Origin of the sequence: Streptococcus parasanguinis, assembly GCF_032163505.1 — a bacterium.
Lineage (GTDB): Bacteria > Bacillota > Bacilli > Lactobacillales > Streptococcaceae > Streptococcus > Streptococcus parasanguinis_V.
This window is the reverse complement of record NZ_CP134147.1, coordinates 196,699-220,198: the sequence shown is the minus strand read 5'-3', so window position 1 is coordinate 220,198 and position 23,500 is coordinate 196,699. Positions and strand designations below refer to the sequence as shown.

At 43.6% G+C, this 23,500-nt stretch carries 28 protein-coding genes; 2 read left to right on the top strand and 26 right to left on the bottom strand.

Annotation, left to right across the window (positions count from 1 at the left end):
• Nucleotides 1–3: 3 nt before the first annotated feature.
• The 6 genes from RIN70_RS01270 to RIN70_RS01245 all read right to left on the bottom strand — a co-directional run bounded on the left by RIN70_RS01270 (nt 4) and on the right by RIN70_RS01245 (nt 4,229).
• The gene (locus tag RIN70_RS01270) at nt 4–1,320 is read right to left on the bottom strand and encodes a sensor histidine kinase (RefSeq protein WP_049513885.1); all 1,317 of its coding nucleotides are present in this window, start codon (nt 1,318–1,320) and stop codon (nt 4–6) included.
• The gene (locus tag RIN70_RS01265) at nt 1,320–2,303 is read right to left on the bottom strand and encodes a substrate-binding domain-containing protein (RefSeq protein WP_272144453.1); all 984 of its coding nucleotides are present in this window, start codon (nt 2,301–2,303) and stop codon (nt 1,320–1,322) included. Before RIN70_RS01265 ends, RIN70_RS01270 begins: the two co-directional genes overlap by 1 nt.
• Before the next feature lie 188 nt (nt 2,304–2,491).
• Nucleotides 2,492–2,887: a single-stranded DNA-binding protein gene (locus tag RIN70_RS01260; RefSeq protein ID WP_003004675.1), complete on the bottom strand. Its 396-nt coding sequence runs from the start codon at nt 2,885–2,887 to the stop codon at nt 2,492–2,494.
• Between the two features lie 101 nt (nt 2,888–2,988).
• Entirely contained in the window at nt 2,989–3,615 is a 627-nt protein-coding gene (gene ytpR / locus RIN70_RS01255; protein ID WP_003009800.1) for a YtpR family tRNA-binding protein, read from the bottom strand.
• 9 nt (nt 3,616–3,624) lie between these two features.
• Nucleotides 3,625–3,942, bottom strand: coding sequence for a thioredoxin family protein (locus tag RIN70_RS01250; protein WP_003009797.1), 318 nt, complete (start codon nt 3,940–3,942; stop codon nt 3,625–3,627).
• Nucleotides 3,939–4,229, bottom strand: a complete 291-nt coding sequence (locus tag RIN70_RS01245; RefSeq protein ID WP_003004245.1) for a DUF4651 domain-containing protein — start codon at nt 4,227–4,229, stop codon at nt 3,939–3,941. The genes RIN70_RS01250 and RIN70_RS01245 overlap by 4 nt, the downstream gene beginning before the upstream one ends.
• A 142-nt stretch (nt 4,230–4,371) precedes the next feature.
• On the opposite strand from RIN70_RS01245, the gene pepA reads away from it, so the two are divergent.
• Both pepA and RIN70_RS01235 read left to right on the top strand, forming a co-directional pair.
• Nucleotides 4,372–5,436, top strand: a complete 1,065-nt coding sequence (pepA, locus tag RIN70_RS01240) for a glutamyl aminopeptidase (protein WP_014712788.1) — start codon at nt 4,372–4,374, stop codon at nt 5,434–5,436.
• A 244-nt stretch (nt 5,437–5,680) separates the two neighbouring features.
• Entirely contained in the window at nt 5,681–7,165 is a 1,485-nt protein-coding gene (locus RIN70_RS01235; RefSeq protein WP_021154294.1) for a DUF1846 domain-containing protein, read from the top strand.
• A gap of 387 nt (nt 7,166–7,552) precedes the next feature.
• On the opposite strand, the gene folK is transcribed toward RIN70_RS01235, so the two are convergent.
• The 20 genes from folK to wecB all read right to left on the bottom strand — a co-directional run bounded on the left by folK (nt 7,553) and on the right by wecB (nt 23,342).
• Complete coding sequence (folK, locus tag RIN70_RS01230) at nt 7,553–8,362, bottom strand: 2-amino-4-hydroxy-6-hydroxymethyldihydropteridine diphosphokinase (RefSeq protein WP_223325253.1); 810 nt, start codon at nt 8,360–8,362, stop codon at nt 7,553–7,555.
• A gap of 25 nt (nt 8,363–8,387) precedes the next feature.
• Complete coding sequence (gene folE / locus RIN70_RS01225) at nt 8,388–8,942, bottom strand: GTP cyclohydrolase I FolE (RefSeq protein ID WP_003019101.1); 555 nt, start codon at nt 8,940–8,942, stop codon at nt 8,388–8,390.
• A gap of 8 nt (nt 8,943–8,950) precedes the next feature.
• Nucleotides 8,951–10,261 carry a bifunctional folylpolyglutamate synthase/dihydrofolate synthase gene (locus RIN70_RS01220; RefSeq protein WP_272144458.1) on the bottom strand — a complete coding sequence of 437 codons (1,311 nt, stop codon included), beginning with the start codon at nt 10,259–10,261 and terminating at the stop codon, nt 8,951–8,953.
• Nucleotides 10,262–11,212 (bottom strand): dihydropteroate synthase, encoded by a 951-nt coding sequence (gene folP / locus RIN70_RS01215; RefSeq protein WP_049523765.1) that lies wholly within the window; start codon nt 11,210–11,212, stop codon nt 10,262–10,264.
• A gap of 162 nt (nt 11,213–11,374) precedes the next feature.
• Nucleotides 11,375–12,106, bottom strand: coding sequence for a CPBP family intramembrane glutamic endopeptidase (locus RIN70_RS01210; protein ID WP_049483596.1), 732 nt, complete (start codon nt 12,104–12,106; stop codon nt 11,375–11,377).
• A gap of 72 nt (nt 12,107–12,178) precedes the next feature.
• Nucleotides 12,179–13,372, bottom strand: a complete 1,194-nt coding sequence (locus RIN70_RS01205) for an acetate kinase (protein WP_003019073.1) — start codon at nt 13,370–13,372, stop codon at nt 12,179–12,181.
• A 51-nt stretch (nt 13,373–13,423) separates the two neighbouring features.
• The gene (locus RIN70_RS01200) at nt 13,424–14,377 is read right to left on the bottom strand and encodes a class I SAM-dependent methyltransferase (RefSeq protein ID WP_118397210.1); all 954 of its coding nucleotides are present in this window, start codon (nt 14,375–14,377) and stop codon (nt 13,424–13,426) included.
• A 30-nt stretch (nt 14,378–14,407) separates the two neighbouring features.
• Entirely contained in the window at nt 14,408–14,842 is a 435-nt protein-coding gene (gene comGG / locus RIN70_RS01195) for a competence type IV pilus minor pilin ComGG (protein WP_313790620.1), read from the bottom strand.
• Entirely contained in the window at nt 14,829–15,281 is a 453-nt protein-coding gene (gene comGF / locus RIN70_RS01190) for a competence type IV pilus minor pilin ComGF (protein ID WP_049472872.1), read from the bottom strand. Before comGF ends, comGG begins: the two co-directional genes overlap by 14 nt.
• Complete coding sequence (comGE, locus tag RIN70_RS01185; protein WP_049472874.1) at nt 15,271–15,558, bottom strand: competence type IV pilus minor pilin ComGE; 288 nt, start codon at nt 15,556–15,558, stop codon at nt 15,271–15,273. The genes comGF and comGE overlap by 11 nt, the downstream gene beginning before the upstream one ends.
• Nucleotides 15,524–15,928: a competence type IV pilus minor pilin ComGD gene (comGD, locus tag RIN70_RS01180; RefSeq protein WP_134974548.1), complete on the bottom strand. Its 405-nt coding sequence runs from the start codon at nt 15,926–15,928 to the stop codon at nt 15,524–15,526. Before comGD ends, comGE begins: the two co-directional genes overlap by 35 nt.
• Complete coding sequence (comGC, locus tag RIN70_RS01175; protein WP_023919650.1) at nt 15,918–16,235, bottom strand: competence type IV pilus major pilin ComGC; 318 nt, start codon at nt 16,233–16,235, stop codon at nt 15,918–15,920. The genes comGD and comGC overlap by 11 nt, the downstream gene beginning before the upstream one ends.
• Nucleotides 16,232–17,263 carry a competence type IV pilus assembly protein ComGB gene (gene comGB, locus RIN70_RS01170; protein ID WP_195623587.1) on the bottom strand — a complete coding sequence of 344 codons (1,032 nt, stop codon included), beginning with the start codon at nt 17,261–17,263 and terminating at the stop codon, nt 16,232–16,234. The genes comGC and comGB overlap by 4 nt, the downstream gene beginning before the upstream one ends.
• The gene (gene comGA, locus RIN70_RS01165; RefSeq protein WP_155124982.1) at nt 17,196–18,137 is read right to left on the bottom strand and encodes a competence type IV pilus ATPase ComGA; all 942 of its coding nucleotides are present in this window, start codon (nt 18,135–18,137) and stop codon (nt 17,196–17,198) included. Before comGA ends, comGB begins: the two co-directional genes overlap by 68 nt.
• Nucleotides 18,138–18,224: 87 nt before the next feature.
• Nucleotides 18,225–18,614: a DUF1033 family protein gene (locus RIN70_RS01160; RefSeq protein WP_049505981.1), complete on the bottom strand. Its 390-nt coding sequence runs from the start codon at nt 18,612–18,614 to the stop codon at nt 18,225–18,227.
• 219 nt (nt 18,615–18,833) lie between these two features.
• A complete protein-coding gene (locus RIN70_RS01155) occupies nt 18,834–19,937 on the bottom strand; it encodes a family 8 glycosyl hydrolase (RefSeq protein WP_155124981.1) in 1,104 nt (367 codons plus the stop codon).
• 8 nt (nt 19,938–19,945) lie between these two features.
• The gene (locus RIN70_RS01150) at nt 19,946–21,256 is read right to left on the bottom strand and encodes a glycosyltransferase family 2 protein (RefSeq protein WP_195423844.1); all 1,311 of its coding nucleotides are present in this window, start codon (nt 21,254–21,256) and stop codon (nt 19,946–19,948) included.
• Nucleotides 21,249–21,389 (bottom strand): hypothetical protein, encoded by a 141-nt coding sequence (locus tag RIN70_RS01145; RefSeq protein ID WP_003004308.1) that lies wholly within the window; start codon nt 21,387–21,389, stop codon nt 21,249–21,251. The genes RIN70_RS01150 and RIN70_RS01145 overlap by 8 nt, the downstream gene beginning before the upstream one ends.
• 9 nt (nt 21,390–21,398) lie before the next feature.
• A complete protein-coding gene (locus tag RIN70_RS01140) occupies nt 21,399–22,187 on the bottom strand; it encodes a hypothetical protein (protein ID WP_195623581.1) in 789 nt (262 codons plus the stop codon).
• The gene (gene wecB, locus RIN70_RS01135) at nt 22,188–23,342 is read right to left on the bottom strand and encodes a non-hydrolyzing UDP-N-acetylglucosamine 2-epimerase (protein ID WP_049513846.1); all 1,155 of its coding nucleotides are present in this window, start codon (nt 23,340–23,342) and stop codon (nt 22,188–22,190) included.
• Nucleotides 23,343–23,500: the final 158 nt, after the last annotated feature.

The following is a 23,500-nucleotide window of genomic DNA, read 5'->3' as shown; positions in this document are numbered from 1 at the left end:
TCTCTATCTCCCTTCTTTATATTTCGGTAAACTGACGTGCGTGAAAAATCCATCGCGGCTTTCAAATTGAATCTGTCCTCCTAGGATAGAAATTCGTTCCATCATCTGCTTGAGCCCATAGCCATAGGTCAAGGTTTCAAACCCACCCCCATTGTCCTGCAACTCGATCAGATAATCTTCTTCGTCCTCAAAAAAATGAAGACTCATCTGACTGGCATGGCCGTGGCGAACCGCATTGGTCATGGACTCTTGGATGACACGAAAGATCGTATCCTCAATCATGACATCCATATCGACATCAATCCATTCATAGTGTAAATCAACCTGCAAGTTTGAAAGCGCCTGATACTCGCGGATCGTCTTTTCTAAAGCATCTTTGAGGGTCCGTCCCTCAAGAGCTCCCGGTCTAAGACGGTTGAGAGAGCCCCTCACATCTTGAATCCCTTCACGGACAACTTCTGATACGCTTTTCACTTGCTCCTTTGCCCGATTGGGATCGATATCAATCAAGACTCCGACAGCATCTAAACCGGCTGAGATCCCTGTTAGCGCGTGCCCCAAGGTATCGTGAATCTCCCGAGCAATCCGCTTACGCTCCCGATCTTCTGCAATCTTCTCAGACAAGGCCATATAGTTATTCAACTCCGTATTGACCTTCGAAACCATGGCCAACTCTTCTTCAACCTCGTGGTTTTCTGCAAGAACATTCATAATATAGAATAAAAGCGAAATAATAAAGAGCACCATATTCAAGGCATAGAGGGAATTCTTCATGAAAAAGGCTAGGATTCGGATAGAGGCAGGGTAAAAATGAATATAGACATCAAGAGAAGGAATCGGAAAGAAAAGGGAAAAGACGTCTGAATTGGTCACGAGGAGCATCAAGAAACTCACTAGGATAAAAGCAAACCAATACTTGCGGTCTCGCTTGGTATTCAACTCTTTGGAACCATAGAAGATATCCGCAAAAACCAAGAGAATCAGCCCGTTATAAGCTACATTTTGGACCCACATCAAGAGCAACATCAGGAGGATCTCCAGAATGTTCCACTTATCAAAAATGGACCATCGACTCGTTTGAGACCGATAACGACTCATGGAAATCAAGGCAATCCCAGCAAATAAGAGTGCAGACAACCAAAAAGTTGTAGAGGGCGCAAAAGGAATGCGCTCTAAGCGTTCTACTAATAGGGAAGCTTGTCGTTGAGCAATGATATAATTGGTTGCTTGAAGATAGATGATACTGTTGAGCATCACAGCGATAAAATTCACGACCATCAGAATGGCCAAACTGTATCTCACACCTCTAAATTTTCTCATTACTGCCACCCATTCACATCAAATTGATCGATGTTTTCCTTTGTCATCATCTGAACCGGAATGGTTATTTCTTTTTGGTAGCTCTTCCCAGCCGTCATATCTTGGATGACCTCCATCACGCGGTCTCCCATCTTCAAAGGAGACTGGGCAACGGTTCCTACGACATCATCTGTCGAGTGCAGCAAGGCTTTCATATCTGGTGAGCCATCAATCCCATAAATCGCAATGGAATGGGTGATTCCTTGCTCCTTGATCGCCGCTAAAGCTCCTATAGCCGATCGGTCATTCAGGGCAACTAGGGTATCAACATTCCCCCCTGACTGCAAGAACTTACGGACAGCGGGCATGGCGATCTCCGTCTGACCCTTGGTTTCTAGTTCCGAGATGATCTCATAAGATCCATGTCCTTTGATGGTATCCTTAAATCCCTGAATCCGCGTATCTGCCGAAACAGTCCCTTTGTGCTCCAAGAGAAGGATCCGAGCATTTGAAGAGCGTTTCATCAACTCTTTCGCAATCAAGACTCCTGCTTGGTAGTTGTCGGAGACAATGCTGGCATCCGGCTTAAAATGCTTGAGCTGGGTATCAACTGCAATGATCTTAATTCCTTGTTTTCTAGCTTTTTTAAGAGCCCTTAAAATCGGCTGACTATCCCCTTTGACCGGATTAATCACAATCACATTTACTTTTTGAGCGCAAAAATCATCGATCTGCTGGCTCTGCCTTTTTTCATCCAATTCCGGATCTCGAACAGATACAAGAGCCCCTCTCTCATCGGCAATCCGACTAATTTCCGAATGAATACTTTTATAGAACTCATTGTTCATGGTCATATAGGTGACACCAATCTTGGTCTGATCCTTGATGCTACTGGTTTGACAAACAGCATAGATCCACAAGAGGAGGCAGGCCACTGGAATCACCAGTAGAACCCGTTTTATCAGCCATTTTAACAGTTCTTTTCTTTCTTCTTTCCTCTTCAAACTCCGTTCCTTTTCTGAAAATTTTGAATATATATTACTTTATTTTACTACTTTTTCAAGAAAAGTGCTGGCTTTTATTGTACAGATGCATATTTTTGATTTATTTTTAAAAGAGTCGTTCCCGAATAAAATCCCTAGCAAGTATCAAAAAAGCTGGTCTATAAACGAACCAGCTTTCTTTTTTGATCCTAAAAGGGAAGATCTTCCTCTTCTAAGATGATATCGGCTAAATCTCCCGTTCCACCATTTTCACGCATCGCTCGCTGAGCGCGGCTCTCTAGCAACTGAAAACTTTGGCAGAGGACCTCTGTCACATACTGCATAACTCCATTTTTCTCGTAGCGGCGCGTCCGAATCTCTCCATCCAAAGAGATCAGGCTCCCTTTGCTAGCATAACTAGCCATGGTTTCAGCCAATTTCCCCCAGACAACGACATTGACAAAATCAGTCTCTCGCTCCCCGTTTTGGTCCTTGTAGCGACGATTGACCGCAACGGTCACTCGGGCAACGGATTTGTCTGTGCTGGTTTTATGCAATTCTGGGGCCGCTACTAGGCGACCGATTAAAATAACTTTATTATACATCATTTACCTCCTATCTATTTATTCGAAAAAATTTCAAAAAATGGAGGTGACAAACCAAAATCAAAAAAATCTAGGATCCAAAACATCCTAGATTCTTCTCTTTATTCGTGCCAGTGACGAGCAGGATCAAAAGGTGTCCCTGCTACTTCTGCGTCATCCAATTCAATAATGCCTCGTTTTTGAGGAGCATTTGGCAAGTGCAATTCGCGCGGACTGCACATCATCCCATAGCTTTTTTCTCCACGAAGGGCCCCTGGGAAAATCAAGCTACCATCCGGCATCATGGCACCTGGAAGAGCGACAATGGTCTTGAGACCCACTCGCGCATTTGGAGCTCCAGCTACGATCTGAACCGTCTTATCTGGTCCAACTGCTACTTGGCAGATATTCAAGTGGTCACTATCTGGATGGGCTACCATTTCAAGGATTTCTCCCACCACAAATTTTGGTTCCCGATCATTGACCAAACGTTCTGCGAAGCCTTCTCTTTCCAATTCTTGATTCAAACGAGCTACTTGCTCATCTGTCAAAAAGACTTGGCCCTTGCCTTCGATGGCGAAGAAAGATGAGGCATCAAAAATATTCCAGGCAACGGTTTCTTGCTTGTCCTCACGGTAAACGCGAGCCACTTTTCCTTTTCTCTCCACCGCGAGCTTTGCTTCTCCACTATTTTTCAAGGTCAGCATCAAGACATCGCCGACTTGTTCTTTGTTGTATGTTACAATCATGTTTTTCTCCTATTTTAATCCTGCTAAGAATGCTGTAAGCTGCGCCTTGGTTTTTCGATCCCGATTGACAAACCGACCGATTTCCTTATCCTTTTCCAGAACCACCAAACTTGGGATCCCATAAACATCCCAGACTTTCGCCAGATCCATATAGGCATCTCGGTCAATCAAGATAAAGGTAAATTCGGGATTTTCAGCTTCAATCTCCGGCAAAAAAGGCTTGAGGTAACGACAATCCCCACACCAATCTGCTGAAAAGACAAACACTTTCTTGCCATCTTGCTCTACATAAGAAGCAATTTCTTCTAGAGAATTTGGTGTAATCATAGTTTTTCCTCTTCATAATGCAAGAGACCGTCCTCATAGACAAAGCGGTAATGGCGCTCATCTTCAAAAATGACGCCTCCTACTAAGCGTTCTTCACTAGACTCGTAGAGTTCCACATACAGGGTCGCAATCGTCCCCATGGCTTCCATTTGCTCCCGTACTTCTGCTACCAACTCTTCTTGGGTACGGAGACGCTTTTGATCTTTGGCGATTTTATAAACACCGGCCGCAAGAGCTCCTGCACTTGCTACAGCCAGACTAGACAAAATAATTTTTTTAGCTTTCATAGTGCCTATTGTAACACAAAATAAGCAGAGGGACAACGGTCTAGGCTGGATCTCTCCCTCTGCTTTTTGAGATTGATTTCCATAATAACGCTACCATCCTTGTAGAAAAAGTGTTAAAATAGCATCAGAAAGAAGGTAACCTATGACTGATTTATTTTCTAAAATCAAAGAAGTAACTGAAATCCCTGCTATCTCAGGTCATGAAGCTCCTGTACGGGATTATTTGCGCCAACAATTGACCCCTCATGTGGACGAAATCGTGACAGATGGTCTCGGTGGGATCTTTGGGGTCAAACATTCAACAGCTGCCGATGCTCCTCGTATCTTAGTAGCTGCCCACATGGACGAAGTTGGTTTTATGATCAGCGAAATCAAAGCTGACGGAACTTTCCGTGTTGTCCCAATCGGAGGTTGGAATCCGATGGTCGTCAGCAGCCAACGCTTCAAACTCTTTACACGCGACGGACGTGAATACCCTGCTATTTCAGGATCTGTTCCTCCTCATTTGACACGTGGAACAGGTGGACCAACCGTACCTGCCATTAGCGACATCGTCTTTGATGCAGGCTTTAGCTCTAAAGCCGAAGCTGAAAGCTATGGGGTCCGTCCTGGAGATACTTTGGTCCCAGACAGCTCTGCGATTCTCACTGCTAATGGTAAAAACGTCATCTCCAAAGCATGGGATAACCGCTACGGCGTCTTGATGGTCAGCGAATTGGCTAAGAGCCTTTCTGGACAAGCCTTAAACAACGAACTCTATGTAGGGGCCAACGTTCAAGAAGAAGTGGGACTTCGTGGAGCTCACACTTCAACTACTAAATTTGATCCTGAAATCTTCCTTGCGGTAGACTGTTCGCCAGCAGCCGATGTCTTTGGAGACCAAGGTGCGATTGGGGAAGGAACACTGCTTCGCTTCTACGATCCAGGTCACATCATGCTACCAAATATGAAAGATTTCTTGCTCACTACTGCTGAAGAAGCAGGCATCAAATTCCAATACTATTGTGCCAAAGGTGGTACCGATGCAGGTGCAGCACACTTGAAGAATGGTGGAGTCCCATCAACCACCATTGGTGTCTGTGCACGTTACATCCACTCTCACCAAACCCTCTATGCCATGGATGATTTCTTACAAGCGCAAGCCTTCTTGCAAGCATTGGTTAAGAAATTGGATCGCTCTACAGTTGATTTGATCAAGCACTATTAAGTAGCATCGATCTGAAGCCCCGTAAGGGGCTTTTTTAGAGGAAAAACAAAGTTCTCTTTGAAACTTTCCAGCGTGAGTCACCATTGAGTCCCTTGGCATCCGCACTCTCCTTAGGAAAGTATCTTAGAATATTTTATCTTCCATCTGTTTTCTGATATAATATGAAAGAATGAAATGGTAGGGAACGGAACACTCATCCTTGGATTCGTGTGGCAGACCCTTCCCTTATATACAGGAGTTTTACATGAAAAAACAAGCTTTTAGTTCTGAAAAGTATTTGAACTTGCAACGTGACCACATTATTGAGCGGATCAACCAATTCGATGGCAAGCTCTACCTTGAATTTGGTGGTAAGATGTTAGAAGACTTTCACGCTGCTCGTGTCCTCCCTGGATACGAACCAGACAATAAGATCAAGCTGCTACAAGAATTGCGCGACCAGGTGGAAATTGTCATTGCCATCAACGCCAACAACATTGAGCACTCAAAAGCCCGTGGGGATCTAGGAATTTCTTATGACCAAGAAGTACTGCGTTTGATCGACAAATTCAATGAATTGGGGATCTTTGTAGGCTCTGTCGTCATCACCCAATATGCTGGACAAGCTGCAGCAGATGCCTTTCGCAAACAACTGGACAAGAGCGGGATCGCCTCTTATCTACACTATCCGATCAAGGGCTATCCGACTGATATGGACCACATCATCTCTCCTGAAGGGATGGGGAAAAACGACTACATCAAAACTAGTCGCAATTTGGTCGTTGTGACAGCTCCTGGCCCTGGTTCTGGTAAGCTGGCAACTTGTATGTCCAATATGTACCATGACCAATTAAATGGGATCAAATCAGGTTATGCTAAGTTTGAAACCTTCCCAGTATGGAATCTTCCTTTGCACCACCCAGTCAACTTGGCTTATGAAGCAGCGACTGCAGATCTAGACGATGTCAATATGATCGATCCCTTCCACCTCCAAACCTACGGGGAAACGACGGTCAATTACAACCGCGATATCGAAATCTTCCCTGTCTTGAAGCGCATGTTGGAACGCATCTTAGGAACCTCTCCTTACGCTTCTCCAACAGACATGGGCGTCAACATGGTTGGCTTTGCCATTGTGGACAATGACGCTGCGATTGAAGCTTCCCAACAAGAAATCATCCGTCGCTATTACCAAACTATCTTGGATGTCAAAGCTGAACGTGTCGGTGAAGGGGCTGTCAAGAAGATTGAGCTCTTGATGAATGATTTGGGCATTACTCCAAATGATCGGAAAGTGACCGTGCTTGCCCGCCAAAAAGAAGAAGAAACAGGTGAGCCAGCCTTGGCCCTTGAATTGCCAAACGGCGAGATGGTAACCGGAAAAACCTCTGATCTCTTTGGCCCAACCGCAGCCCTCTTGATCAATGCGATCAAGAAATTGGCGCATATTGATAAAGAAACCAAATTAATCGAGCCAGAATACGTCCAACCTATCCAAGGCTTGAAGATCAATCATTTGGGTAGCCGTAACCCTCGTCTTCACTCAAACGAGATCCTCATTGCCCTAGCCATTACAGCTATGACCAATGAAGACGCTAAGCTTGCTATGCAAGAATTAGGCAAGTTGAAAGGCAGCGAAGCCCATTCAACCGTGATGCTGACAGACGAAGACAAGAACGTCCTTCGCAAGCTCGGTATCAACGTCACCATGGATCCTGTCTACCAATACGATCGCTTATATCGTAAATAAACTCAGACAAACAAAAACAATCCCTGCTCTAGGAATTGTTCAGATTGAAGACAAAGTCTTCTTAAAAAACTTTCCTTAGGTGAGTACGGACGTCAGCGAACTTCTATGAAGTTCCATGACTAATTATTGAGCCCCTTCGCTTTTCAATTTTTAGGCTCAGGCTAAAACAGTTCCCCGAACTGTTTTACTCTCAATAATTCCGAGTGCCTGAAACTGAGTCGTTTCAGGCACTTTTCTCACGGCTGAAAGTTTCAGAATATGATTGAATAACTATAACGAGTATAATTTTTAAAGAATTGATTAAATTTTATTAAAGATTCGTTTCTCTACGCTCTCAACAATCCCTCGAACAGGGATTGTTTTTTATTATGATGCAAAGAAGAGAGACTATTTGACAGCCTCCCATAATTGGCGAATGGGCTTTCTTTGAACAGGGTCCACAAAATGAGGAGCAATTTCATTCAAAGACTCTAGGACAAAGGCACGTTCTGCCACATAAGGATGCGGCAAGATCAAGTTTGGACTGTAACAAATGGTGTCCTCCATATAGAGCAGATCTAGATCGATCACACGTGGCCCCCACTTGATCTCACGGACACGCCCCATTTCCTGCTCAATGGCAAGTAAGGTCTCTAGTAAATCCTCTGGGGTCATCCAGGTTTCAACCTCTGCCACCTGATTCAAAAAGGTGTCCTGCTCCACCCCTCCCCAAGGTTCTGTTTCAATCCTTGTGGATGTCTGAAGAAGACGAATGCCTCGATCCTTGATTTTTTCTAGCGCCGTCTCTAGTTGCAGTTGTTTATCTCCCATATTGGTGCCAAGCCCAATAAAGGCCCGTTTTTTCTCCCGTTCGATTGTCACCGAACAAGTCTCTAATGGCAAGGGAACAGGAGCCCAGGGCTTTTTCAACTCCAGACGAACTTTTTCTACAAAGGCATAGCTTTCAAAAATCTTTTGCACCAACTGAAAGGCCACCGTTTCAATCAGATCGATCTTTTCTACCTGCATCCACTCGGTCAACTGTTCCGCCAAGATCCCGTAATGGATCGAAGCTTCCAAATCACCTGTGCGGGCAGCGCGAGTCATCTCATAATCTATCCATAGGTCTAGGACAAAGCGTTGTCCTAATTCTTTTTCTGCTGGAAAAACACCGTGATAGGCGTATACCTCTAAGTCCTTGATCCGTAATTGATCCACTCTGTTCACCTCTTATAGCCAGCCATTAGTGGCCCATGAGTTTATAGGCTTCATTTTTTAAGTCTTTATCTGTCGCAAGCAGTCCACGCGCAGCAGTTGTCACTGTAGCGGTCCCAGGTTTACGGACACCACGCATGTTCATACACATATGCTCTGCTTCTACCCAGACAAGGGCTCCTTGTGCTCCAAGATATTCCATCAAGGCATCTGCGATTTCTACCGTCAAACGTTCCTGAATCTGTGGCTTTTTAGCATAAACTTCAACCGTACGAGCCAGTTTGGAAAGCCCAGCCACACGGCCATTTGGAATGTAGGCAATGTGCACTTTTCCATAAAATGGTAAAAAGTGATGCTCACACATGGAATGGAAGAAGATATCCTTCTCGACCACCATATTGTTATCAATGATTTCAAATGATTTAGACAGGTGCTCTTCTGCTGTCTGCCCTAGTCCTGCAAAGATTTCTTGGTACATCTTGGCAATGCGGGTCGGCGTTTCCTGAAGTCCCTCACGGTTCTCATCTTCACCGACTGCCTCGATGATCATTTTCACTGCTTCTTCAATTTTCTTTGTATCCATATCATCTCCTAGTTGGATTTTTCTGTTTTTAATAAATAAGGTCGTACCTTGCTAAGGAAGTAGAGCGACCCCGTTACAATGAGGAGCTCATCGCCTTTTGCTTGCCAGTTTTGTAGAAACTCTTGCCAGTTGACTTCCTCAAGCTGATGCTTTTTCGCAGCAGCTCTTATCTCTTCTTGAGAATAGGCTCTTGGATCTTCAAAGGTTGTGAGGATCAAGCGACTATTTTCCAGTTCCTGCCACTGAATGAGCATCTCTTCTAAAGCTTTGGTCCGGATGCAGGTAAAAAGAATGGTCTTTTTTTGACTTGGGAAAAGTTCCCGAAGACTTGCGATTAAAGGCGCAACGGCGTGGGGGTTATGGGCCCCATCTAGCAAGATCATGGGATTTTGTGAGACCACTTCCATCCGGCCAGGCCAGACGACTTGATGCAAGGCCTCATCCACTAACTCTCTTGACAAGAGTTCACGCCCTGCTCTTTCAAAAAGTATATCACAGATACTAATCGCGAGAGCTGCATTTCTGGCCTGGTGATGACCTAAGAGCGCTACTTGATAAGAGGCTTTTTCTCTTTTAGAACTGTGATAAGAAAATGATTGGCCTGATAGACAAGAGGCTTCTAGCTCAACTTGGTAATCTCTGTCATAGGCTGTTATCGGTGCCTGCTTCTGAATCGCAATACCTTCAATGACTTGGCTGGCTTCTGCTTCTAATTTCCCTAGAACCAGAGGAATTCCTGGCTTAATGATGCCTGCCTTTTCACGGGCGATGGAAGCCAGATCTGGCCCAAGAAGGGCGACATGATCCAAGCCAATCGAAGTGATCGCAGTCAGAACAGGCTGACAGACATTGGTACTGTCTAGTCGTCCCCCCATACCGACTTCCATGATCACATAATCCAGCTCCTCGTGATCAAAATAATCATAGGCGATGGCCGTCATCACTTCAAATTCCGTCAAGCCTTGAAAGATAGCCCTTGATTGTTCAGCTTGCAGGAGCTGCTGGTAACGATCCAGGTAGGTTTGCAGGTCTCGATCCGAAATGGCTTCGCCATTAATGGTGATTTGGTCATTGTAATGGATCAGATAAGGAGAGGTAAAGACTCCAACTCGTAAACCTGCCTGCCTCAAGAGTTGGGACAAGGTAGCAATGGCAGAGCCTTTGCCATTGGTCCCCGCAACATGAATGACCCGACAGTCTAGGTGAGGATTTCCTCTCAAAGCCAAGAGAGCTTCCATGCGCTCCAAGCCGAAATGTGGATCTTGTGAACGATAGGCTTCTAGCCAACGAAGATCCAACTGATGTTCTTTTGTCTTCATTTACTTGTATTGTTTTAAATTGGTATCTGCTGCCTCTTGGGCTTGGAAAATGGCTTGCCCCAGACTGGCTGCCATCTTGTGAAGGGGAATATCATGCACCCGCACCACTTCGACTCCTTGACTGGCTGCAATACTCGTCAAATGGCTCGAAGCCAGGTCCCGATTCCAAAAACCAGTCTCCGTTGCAGGATCTGTCTCAAATCCAGCCTCCTCAATAATGTTGACCACAAAGCGTTTGCGGGAGACCCCTAGAAAGATCGGATACCCCTTTTGGTGAATCGTCCCAAGTTCTTGTAATAAGAGTAAGTTCTCTCGCTTGGTCAAACCAAAACCGATCCCAGGATCCAACATAATACGATCCGTCTGGACACCAGCTGCTTTCGCTACCGCAAGCGAGCGGTCAAAGAAGGTCCACATCACGTCTTGAATCGGTTCTTGAGCCATCTGTTGAAGCTCTTGCTCTGAAAAGACTGGTTCGAAACCAAAACTTGGAAAGATAGTGGAACTTGGATGATGCGGTCTTGCCATCACTGGATTAAACATGAGAACTGCGCTCGTTTCATGCTCCGCGACGACAGCAGCCATCTTAGGATCTCCAAGAAAACCCGTAATATCGTTGACAATATCAGCCCCAGCTTCGAGCGCCGCCGCCGCCACCTGGGACTTCCAGGTATCCACTGAAATCAAGACATCACTTTCTTTCCGAATGGCTTTAATCACTGGAACCACGCGGTCAATCTCTTCTTGGATCTCTACATAATGACTACCTGGTCTGGTTGATTCTCCCCCGATATCGAGGATCTGAGCTCCTTCTTGGATCAGTTTTCTCGCCTGCTGCACGGCTGCATCCACACTCGTATACTTACCGCCATCAGAAAATGAATCCGGAGTGACATTTAAGATCCCACAAAGAAGGGTCCCTTGGCCACTCAGCCATTTATTATCAATCATTTTCGTTCTCCTTCGATTCCCTTCCTACAGCATGCTTGCGAACAAAAGAGGCTAGAATAAGTGTTCTAAACCCCTGAGTCTACTCTCCATACGGATTTCTGATTTTATCTGACCTTCTGTAGGATGGTTCTGCATCAAAACTCATTGGTACCTACCATTTTATCATAATTTATCATGGAAGAAAACTCTCGATACCGGCAATAAACAAAGGAGGAATACAGCAGGATAATAATAAGCTAGCGCATTCAAGGTCATATGGAGGCAAATACTGTACTCGATCCGCTGGTAGCGATAAGCCACCCAAGTTAAGATCAAAGACATACCTCCGTAGGCTACCCATTCCCCCAAGGCGCTCGGTCCATGCAAATAAGTAAAAAAGAGAGCACCGGCTAAGTAACCGATCGGTTCTGCTCCTCGAAAGATCAAACGAGGGATAATGGCCCGACAAAGTAGCTCTTCTAGAATCGGAGCGACAAGGATCACGACCATTCCCATAGCAAGAAAAGGAGCATGAGATTGCAGCTCATTCAGAGCCGCTTGGTTTGCTGTTGTACCACCTGCCTCTTGTTTCAACAAGGGATAGGCGAGCAGATTATTAGCCATCAACAAGAGAAGAAAAAGAAAATTTCTCCCCAAAGCCGGCCAGGTAATGACCCGAACATCTAAGTTCTCCAGAGGGCTCATCTTGATGACCTTATAAAAAACAAAGAGCACTGCCACTGTCACCATGAGAGTGAGGATAGTGATCCACCTTGCATCCATTCCTTCTTGAAGGGAATAAACCATAGTGATGAGGGGAAATTGTGAGAGGAAGAATAAGGGCACAAAAAGAAGGAGCCAGAGGGCATTCTTACATAATGGGTGCTTTCGAACAAAAGACTGTATATTTTTCAATGGACAACCTCTTTCTTGTATAAAATAAGAAGACTGGGACTTTCGCCTTCAGCCTTCTCTCTTTATTTCAGTTTACTGATTTTTGAAACGTTCAACGTCACGCGCAATCACCAACTCTTCATCAGTTGGAATCACCAATACCTTCACACGGGAATCATCTGTGGAAATATCTCCGACAACTCCAAAGACGTTCTTTTCAGGGTCGACCTTGCAGCCAAACCAGCTGATTCCATTGATAATAGAAGAACGAACGTTTACTGCATTTTCACCGATTCCTGCTGTAAAGATGATGGCATCTGCACCATTCAAAACAGCCAAGTATTGACCGATGTATTTTTGCAAACGATCGATAAAGATATCGTAAGCCAATTTAGCTTTTTCGTCTCCATTGTGCATCGCTGTATGGATATCCCGCATGTCGCTAGAAGATTCAGAAACACCCAGAAGACCTGATTCACGATTGAGGATGCGGCTAATATCTTCAGGCTTACTGAAATCCTCTGTATGTTCCATCAAGTAAGGAATAATCGCTGGATCAAGATCCCCTGTACGGGTTCCCATCATGACACCACCTAGAGGGGTGAAGCCCATTGAGGTATCGACAGAGATTCCCTTGTCAACCGCTGTAACAGATACACCATTTCCAACGTGGCAGGTGATCAATTTCAATTCTTCTAATGGTTTTCCAAGAAGTTTAGCAGCTTCACCAGCTACATACTGATGACTGGTTCCATGAGCGCCATATTTACGAACCTTATTTTCTGTGTAATATTTAGTTGGAAGAGGGTAACGATAAGCTTTTTCCGGCATGGTTGTATGGAAAGAAGTATCAAATACCACAACACTGGTAATATTTGGACAAATCTCTCTAAAGGCACGAATTCCAGCTGCATTTGCAGGATTATGAAGAGGTGCTAACAAAGACAATTCTTCTACTTTTCGAAGGACTTCGTCATCTACCAAAGCAGAATCCTTGAAGTATTCTCCACCAGCGACGACGCGGTGGCCCACACCTGTAATCTCATCGTAGGATTTGATAATATCAAAGCGAATCAAATCATCCAACAAAATTTTTACAGCTTGTGTATGGTCCTGGATATCTAATACTTGTTTTTCAGAGCGTCCATCAAATTTAACGGTTGAAATAGAATCCTTCAAACCGATCCGTTCAATCAACCCTTTTGCAAGAACAGTTTCCTCTGGCATTTGGTACAATTGCCATTTCAAACTAGAGCTTCCTGCATTAATAGAAATTGTTTTCGACATATATTCACCTCATTAAGCGTTTTCACTTCCTCTATTATATCAGATCTTTGATCAAATTTCACTATCCTTTAACCAGTTTTGGAAACTTTCCATAAAGTGAACCACCTGGTCTTGATCCTGGAGATCGGTAAACGGATAGACAAAGGGCTGAACAGACTCTTCTTCTTGTTTCCGTAGGACGAAAATCGTCTTAGCATATGCCGGATTTGAAAAAAGAGATTCTGGCAAGGTCAGCATGGCAAGGAGTTGAGCCTTGTCTGTTAGCCAAGCTTTCAACAGATCACTCTGAGAGCTCGTCAAGAGGTTGTTTGGAGCTAAAAAGATGGCTACTCCTTGAGGTTTCAGGTATTTCAGAGCCTGTTCCATCATAAGGTGATGAGCATAGGTATGGCCTTCGGAGCTCGCTACCTGATAGCGCTGTGCAATCGCATCATCTGGATAATAACCAATTGGAAGATCACTGACGATCAAGTCACTTTCTTTCAAAACTTGTGGGCGAACCGCATCGCCTTGTGCAAAGACAACACTGGACTCCATCACATCTGCGATACTAGCAGATAGATCAATCAAGAGATCATCTACTTCCAATCCTAAGTAATCAATCGTGAGACGGCTATTGTTGACAATAGTCTCAGCGAGATTTCCGGTTCCACTTCCCACTTCTAAGACATCCAGTTGGTCGCTTTTAGCCAACTGATCGATCAAAAATGTAATGATAAAACCAATCGCATCTGGTGTGAACTGGTGATTCGCTTGTAAAGGCTCTGTCTGAGCAGCTTTCATAAAAAGGAATTGGTAGGCTCTGCGCCATTCTTCCTTACTCAAACCTAGTTCTTTTAATTTTTTGCTATTGTTTTTAACAATGTCTAGATCTGTCTTGCCATCCAAATACATGGCATTTTGTTCAATCAAGGCGTCATAAAAGTTGGTCGACAATTCATTTTGAATACTTTGAGTGTTTTCTAATAGATAGGTATAGGCTTGTTCAATTTTTTCGAAATTCATGATTTCCTCCGCACCCTATCATACCAAAAATTAGTCTTTTTCGCTATTTTCTGATGGTTCCTTGGTCTCGTTTGGCGTCTCTTCAGAAGGCGTTTCGGTCTCTGCCTTCTCCTTATCTTTCTGTGTCTTCTTTTCTTTTTGACTCTTCTTGTTTTCCTTTTCTTCCCTTACAGGAAGGACAAACTCATAGCTTTCGCCATTCATCTTAGCCTGAGCATGAAGAAAACCAGTGTCCTGCTGTAGCTGAACAACTCCAGACTTTAAATGAATCTCTGATGTCTTCTCATCACTCTTTCTCTTTTCAAGAGCCAATTGCACCAAAGCATAGGCCCGTAGACGATCTTGACTCGTCTTTAAGATCCGTCTTTCCGCAACCTGACGATGCAGGTAAAACTGAAGCAAGAGACTAAAAATCGCTGCCATCAAGAGAGCGTAAAGCAAGACACCAGCCTTAACTTTTTTCATTTTGTATCGCTGGTACCACATGGTAGACATACTCCCTTTCTAGACCTTCTTCAAAATTCAACCGCAGATGAAGGAGCTCTCCCTCCTGCCAAATTTGGCTAGAGCGAACCCCTGAAATCATAGGCTGATAGCCTCTGCCCTTATCATCTGTTTTTCGGATATCATCTCCTTTAGATTGGCCAATAGCAATTGGTTTTTGATCCTGAACCAAGTAGATATGATTGTCCGCTACTTTTTCAAAATGACTCCGGTCCAATTCCACCTGCAATTGTTGCTGAAAAAGTATCCATTCCTCCTGCTTTTGGTGTGCTTGGTAGTCCAATTCAGCATGCAGGAGCTTAGTCAAGCCTTGAAAGACCAACACACCCCCACTAAGGACCAAGAGAGCGACCAAGGCTTCGAGCAGGGTAAAGGCCTTGACCTTACCTTTATTCCACATGCAGTACCACCTTTCCTTGATGATAGACCGTGAGTTGATCGGCATCTTTTTCGACTTGAACTTGAATACCATTGGCCTCCAGATGATTTTGCCCTGTCTGAAGTGCCATTTGAGCGACAGATAAGACCTCTACCTCTTTGAAATCCGCTAGTCGCTCCCTACGCGAACGCCGGATCTCCCCTAACAATAAGGTCGTAATCATGGCAAATAAACCCAAGGCTACCAAAGATTCTATGAGAATACTAGCGGGAACGGATGCTTTTTTTAATTTTCCCATTTCCAAGCGACAGTTGATAGGTCACCACTCCTCTCTGTGTCTGAAAGTGAACATTGGCCAGGGATGAATTGCCACCTGCACGGTCTAAACGAATGGTTTTAGGATCTTGCAAAATGACAGAATCAGGAATCTCCACTGTCTGGTAGGGCGTTTGAATCTTCCTTGCAGTCACTTCAACATCCAATTCCGTTTGCCTTGCCAGTGCTATCTTCTGACTTTCTTGATAGAGGTGTTCAAACTCTGCAAAAAATACTTTTTCTTCCACCTGCTGAAAGCTCGTCCTGATCGATCCCGATAAGCCCAGATAGATAAAACTGACGATCATCAAGGTCAAAAGGGTCTCCACCAAGGTGAAGGCCTTAATCTGCAACCGCACGAGTTTCTCCACTATTTTTCGCATAATAGGCACGATAAGATTCTGCTTGTTTGTTGGTAATATTTCCATCAGCAATTAGCTTTGATAGAGTGGCTTGGTCATTGGTATGATTGAGCTCGTACAATTCAGCCTGACTTTCGACCACCTTGACAACGGCTGCATTGCCTGTCTCTTTCACAGAGTCTTTTTGCTTGGTCAAATTCGGCACAAAGAGCAATAAGAGCACACTGATGATCAATAAGACCACCAACATTTCAATCAGCGTAAAAGCTTTTACCTTATATGTTTTTAATTTTTTCATAAATGAACCTCCATATTTTGATAAATCGGCAGCAACATGGCTGCGTAAAGTAAGACAATCACAAGAGCTACAAAGACAAAGACCAAGGGTTGTATCACATTCATGGCCTTGTGGACCCGACGAAAGAAGTCTTCCCATGTTTTTTCAGCGTAGATCTCTAGCTCACTTCCAAGCTTTGATTTGACCTCACCATATTCAATCATAAGCGGCAATTCTTTTTTGAAAAAAGAATATCCCCCGACCGTCTCTGAAAAGGATTGACCGCGGTCTAAAGAAAGAACTAAGTCTCTTCCAATCTCTTGGAAAAGCTGGGATTTTTGCTCCTGCATCATGGTAAAAATCTGAGACAGCTCCAATCCTTGCCCAATCAGATTGCCCCATTCTCTGGCATAATAGGCTGTCAAATAAGCTTGAATCATGCCTTTCCCGAAAGGAAGATGGGACAAGCTTCTAAAAACTTTGATCTTGCTAGATTTTCGATAATAGAGAAAGCTGAATAAGAAGAGAACCACTATCCCCGCTACGAGCGCCAAAAAGAGTTGGGGAAAGGAACTGATCAATTGCGTACCAATATTTTGTGCATCCATTTGAGGGAGCAAATAATTGCGCAGGCCTAGCATAATCAAAATTAAAAACCCAAGTAAGATAAGAGGATAAGTGCTAACTTCGATCAACTTTTTCTTGACCTTGCGCATATTTTCTAGGTAAGCACTGATTTTCTCCAAGCTCAATGCAAGATTTCCATGGAGCTCAGCGAGAGACAGCTGCGTCGTGACCGCATCTGAAAAACCGATCCCCGCCATCATCTCTGAAAAACTCCGACCCCGAGAGAGATCTGCTCGCATCTGGGAGACCAAATGACTCTCTACTAGGTGGGAACGATCCAAAAAATCAACAATCTCAGACAGATGAAAACCACTCGAATAAAGATTCAAAAACAATTCAATGATTTGCTTTTGTTTAGTTGTAGATAATTTTTTCGGCTTGTGCCTGAGCCAGCTGGATATATCCCGATTGAGCCAAGAGATCCATTTGTTGGTTCCAGCGGCTGGCTGAGTGTTCTTGGTAGTTTTCCGTCGCAAAATCGACAACACCTCCTCCTGCAATTAATCGTTGGTAGCAAATACCTTGTAAAACAATCTTGAGCTCTTCCTCACTCACTCCAAGCTCTAAGAGCCTCTCATAAACACCTCGAACGCTCTTGGCATGAATAGTAGAGAAGACTGTGACCCCTGTCAAACTAGCTCGTACGACTGCACGAGCTGTTTCCTTATCTCGAATTTCCCCAATGATGAGAAGGTCCGGCCGATGACGTAAGGAGAGTTTGATCAGGTTGTCATAGGTCATGCCGATCTGGTCGTTCAGCTGAAGCTGTAACATATTATCCTGCTTGATCTCGACAGGATCCTCAATGGACATGACTTGCTGGTCCGCAAAGCACTCTTGCGCCAAAGCATGCATGAGAGTGGTCTTTCCCGAACCAACAGGGCCCGCAAAGAGATAGAGCCCACGACCAGCCAATTTCTTCTTCAACTCAGGTAGCTGATCAAACCAAAAACGCAATTCGCGTTCCTCATCATGCAAGAGCCGAATAACCAAGCTTTCATAGCCACGATAATCCCCCACCGTCGACAAGCGAATCGAAACCAGCCCATCCTCCAGAGGGTAATCACACGACCCTAGCTGGCTCCGCCTTTTTTCTCCCACGTTCATGCCTGCTACGAACTTAAAGTGGCTGATCATAGCCGTCATCTCCTCAAAAGGGAAGGATTGTACAAAGCGCCTCTCATCTCCAACCCTCATAAAAACCTGGTACTCCTCTCTCCGAGGGATAAAGTAGAGATCCTGGGCTTCTTCTTTTTTTCCCATACGAATCAATTTTTTTGCAATTTCTTGAACCATAGTTCCTCCTCTCACTTATACTATTCGAAAAAGAAGACAAAAAAAGAAGACTTTCTAGATAGCTCTAAAAAATCTTCTAAATATCTCTTATGACAGGGTTGTCCCCTTTTTTGAATCGAGTGTATATTGACAAGAACGATGTTTGCGGATTCCTTTTTCCTTTTCGTAACCTGGACGGAGCTTGCTTTTAGGGATTTTGTGCTCGTCTTCTAGCAGAACTATCGAGTGGAAAAACTGCACATCATCACTGCAGTCCTCACACCACTCTTGCTCGTTGGTATCCCAAAAGATCGTCATGAGATCACTCCGACTCTTATAACTTGGAAAGTGTGCATTCAACTCTAACCATTTCTGCTTGTAGTATTTCAAAGCCTGGTAATAGTCTTCAAACTTCCGACTACTGACAATATCTTCTTCCCAACCTTCTAAAAACCACCAGGGTTCACAGTCCCCATACATTTCAATCACTCGATACATAAACTCTTCCATCCTTTGTATCTTCTATTATATAGAAAATCCTTTGAGAATAAAAGTTTTCTGCTCAGAGCATAATTTTTCAGGTATTCTCAGGCGATTTTCACAGTTATTTTTCAAAAATAGACTACTTGATTTCTCTTGGGTCCCTTTTTCGAGAATCAAAAAAGAGAGTCCCAACAAAATGACGAGCCATCTTGGGAACTCTCTCTTCTCAAGTATTTAGAACAATTCAAGTGCAATCATGGTTGTCATGGTTGCATCATAATAGTTGTTCAGAGGTAGATCTTGTGTGAAGATATACTTATTCTGTTGCACCAACTTCAGATAGCCTTTTTCGTGTTCAGAAGCATAGACTATCGGTGCCAAAAAACTTGCTGCCTGATGATTGTTCAAGGCCTTTCCTTTCAAGTCATAACCCGCGTACAGGTTTCTTTGACTCTTGAAAAAGTTAAGCATCTTTTTCACCAATTTTTGACTGGTTGCATCCTTACTTTGAACAAGGTTATATGGAAGGCGACAAGCATTATACGAGTAGGCTCCATCATACTTGGATTCAATCGTCTTGGGATCCGCTACGCGAGTCCCTTGCTCATCTACCCAGATGAAATCAGGTAGTAAACCTGTTTTTGTTTGGGAGCTGATCGTTTGGAGTTGCTGCAACATCTTTTCTTTGATGTCCAACCACTTCGAATCTTTTGTCACTTCATAAAAGATCTGGAATTGCGCTGGCAGTGTATCAGACGTCCGCATCAAATGATAGAATTCCGAATCCTGATTGGCCCAATTTCCCACCGTTAACACACCGGTTTCTTCATTGTAGTTGTGTGCGAGAATATCTTCTAAAATCGCTTTGGCTTGAGCCTGGTAGTCTTTGGCTTGCTTTGGCCATTGCTGAGCAGCTTTTAGAAGAGCATAGGCAATATAGAGATCTCCATCTGTGGCGTTATGGTCCTCATCCTTTGCTTTTCCATTTCTGATGGTTTGTTTCCAAGACATCAATTGGGTACCTTCCAAGCGATGATTTAGATAATAGTGATAGAGTCGGTCAAAGTCTGCTTGTTGGGCCTGTCCTTTTTTAGCAGCCGCAACAGTAATGAGCATTCCATAACTTTGCGCTTCGGATAAAACCACCGTTTGATTGCTATCATTGGTGGTTCGAACATAGGATTCTTTCCCTTTTGAAACAACAAAATGCTCATTCCACTGATGATAAATTCGATTTCGCATCTCCACTTTACTTCTCGTTCTCGCTAAAAATAAGGTCAAACAGAAAATGCAAAGGATGACTAGAAACCATACATATCTCATCTTTTTCGTATTCATAATTTCTCCTATCCTGCGAATCGTTTTGTTTTAACCCATTTAGTTTCTTTCCGGTGCAATAGTTTGTCCATCACAATCGAAGAGATGGCATCAATCGATACAATGATAAACAGTTGAGAATAGGTGAAGTAGGCAGCTAAGGCCAACCAAATTTGCTTGGTAGTTGCTTGACCAAATTGTGAGGCAAGAGCCACATTAATCTGAAGTAAGTAGAGCCCAATCATCAAGATCCAATTGAACAACATCAATTGCGCAATATAGATATTTTCTGAATCAAAGGCAAATGGAATTTGCACGCCTGGCAACACTGTATGGAGACACATGGCCAGAATATTGGCAAAAAAGATCAAGTCTGATAACACGATAGCTGCATTGAACCAGAAGAAGATACAGGAATAGTTGGTCACTTCTAACTTCACGCGCCAATTTCCCTTACCAAATAAATGCTTGAAGTTAGAAAGAACCACTTCATAATTCCCTTTGGCCCAACGTTTCCGTTGCATATAATAACTCTTCAGAGTTTCCGGCTCTTGTTGAAAAGCTTCTGAATTATAGGCTAGAGCAATCAACTTCCCACTTTGCATAATCTTAAAGGAAATATCCGTATCCTCTGTTAAGGCACCGTTTTTCCATCCCCCAATACTCTTGACAAATTCAGTTTGAATAATGAAGTTGGTTCCTGGAATCCGTCCAATCTTAAAGAGATGCCACATGCCTACATGGTGAACCCGTTGGGTGACGACAATTTCTTGGTTGATACAGCGGGTCAAGAAGTTTTGACCGGCATTCCGCGTTTTATTGCGACCAAAAGAAGCCACATGACGCTCTGGATCTTTGAGCACTTCTTTCACAAGGAAATAAAGAGCATTCTTTTCAGGCATGGCATCTGCATCATAGACACAGATATAGTCTCCGGTCGCCATGGCCAAAGCGTCATTTAACACACCGGCTTTCCCACCTGTCCCACTGCGATTGATGATGGTCAAATCACGTCCTGCATACTCTGGCAATGCTTTAACTGCCAAACACTCTTCATAAGTGCGATCGGAACAATTATCCGCAAACAGTAGTAATTCTACACGATCATGTGGGTAGTTCAAATCAAGGATCGCTTTGGCTGTCTGTGCAATAACCACATCCTCATTATGGGCAGGTACGACGATCGTCACTTTTGGATAATAAGGAAGCGGATCCGTATTGACACGAAAATCACTGTGTTTAAACCAAAAATGAACGGCTGAAAAGAGGATTACTAGGCCCCAGGCTAAGGACAGCCAAATCGAAATCAAGGCAATAATCATCACAATTTGACTAATCATGGTCCACCGCCTTAAAGTTTTTATTGACACGGCGGTAAATCACCGTATAAGCTACAAATAATACAATAAAGCACAAGGCAAAAAATACACTAATGCCTACAGCTATATTAAAAAATATATTTGTAAGAGACATGTTTTCCTCCTAATATTCCACAATAATATCTGTTTCAAGTTGACGTTTTAAGTAACGAATCATTTCTTTATAGCGATGGTATTTGGTGCGATTTGATTGATCCACTACAAGAAAGCCGGACTGAAATTGGATGGCTTGCACCCCATCTTCTCCTTGGAACACCAGTCCTTCCAACTGTGGTTTTAAGACTGTCATATAATCGCTCTTCAGATCCCGCTCGCTATCAGAAGATAAGATCAAGAAATTACCATCTGATACATAATACAAGCTTTCATTTGGCTTTAGATGATGCGTTACCAAATAGTTGATTTGGTTCAAGGTCCGATTGTACTCTCTCGGTTGCAATTGGAAGAACAATTCCTCGTGCGACCAGTGAATGAGTAAGGCTTGAATCGTATCATTGGTTTCCCCACCATAAGAAGCGATGCGGTTACGGTAATCTGCGTAAGCTTCTGGCTCTTGATCCTTCACTTTTGCAATCTCTTTAAAGAGGTGGTAGCGAATTTGGGTCAAAATTCCAATCAAGATTGGAAAACTAAAGAGCAGAAGCAAGGCTTGATGAAATGGGATATAGACAACACCCGCCACCAAAAAGACAATCCCTAGGGCAAATGACAACAGGATGGTCCATGTCAACAACAAATCTGATAAAACAATAGCAGAAAATAATCCTAAAACAAAGAATAATCCTTCTTCAATCAGAATCTCTCTTGCAAAAAACAAGCAGTAAAGTAAAAGAAGTACTTCGAAAACAATCAAAATTAGCAACCATCTACTTAACTTTTCCGTTTTTTTCATTTATTCTTTCTCTCCCTCATGAAATTCTTCAGCAGCATCTCCCTGGCCAAAGTAATGTTTAATAGCTTGCACGATTCGCTCAGAAGCTCTTCCATCTCCATAAGGATTTCGGGCATTTGCCATTTCTAGATAAAGATGTTCGTTGGTTAAGAGCTCCGTCATCGTGGATTTGACGACGGCAGGATCCGTACCAACTAATTTCAAAGTTCCTGCTTTGACCCCTTCTGGGCGTTCTGTTGTATCACGCAATACCAATACCGGTTTCCCCAATGATGGTGCTTCTTCTTGTACCCCACCTGAATCCGACATGATAAAGTAACTTCTCGAAGCCAAGTTGTGGAAGTCAAGCACATCTAAAGGTGCAATGAGATGGATCCGATCATGATCTCCTAATAGATCGTTTGCCGCCTCTTGTACCGCTGGACTAAGGTGCACTGGGTAAACCACTTCAATATCCGGTTCTTGATCCACCATTTCTCTCAGAGCTCCAAAGACCGCTCTCATGGGAGCTCCTTGATTTTCTCTTCGATGCATGGTGACAAGGATGATTTTTTTAGCTGGATCTAATTGATCCAGTACTTCGTGATGATAGTTCTCTTGAACCGTGAGTTTCAGTGCATCAATAGCAGTATTTCCTGTCACCACAATAGAGGATTCCGGATGATTTTCTTTTAAGAGATTGGCCTTACTTTCGCCAGTCGGCGCAAAATACAGATCCGCTAGATCATCCGTCATTTGACGGTTCATCTCTTCTGGATACGGAGAATATTTATCAAAGGTTCTCAAACCAGCTTCGACGTGACCAATGCGGACTTGATTGTAAAAGGCAACCAAACTCGCCGCAAAGGTAGTGGTCGTATCTCCATGGACGAGCACCATATCTGGCTTTTCTTTTTTGATAACTGGATCTAATTGATTCAGAATTTTAGAGGTAATGTCTAATAAGGTCTGGCTTTTCCCCATAATATCCAAATCGTAATCAGGTACGATGTTAAAGGTTTCTAAAACCTGGTCCAGCATTTGACGGTGCTGGGCAGTGACCACCGTAATGGTCTCAATGGTCTCCCTCTGCTTTTGCAACTCCAACACCAAAGGGGCCATTTTAATGGCCTCCGGTCGCGTCCCAAACACAACCATAATTTTCAATTTTCCCATAAACTTCCCCCGTTGACATACATGTAATTCGACATTTTTTTAATTTGTGTACATCTTTTTCCATTCTACCGCCAATGACTTTAAATGTCAAACCGTTTTTGGGTTTTATAAAGAAATTACTAATAGTTAGTCATTTTATTATTTTGGTATTTAGAATA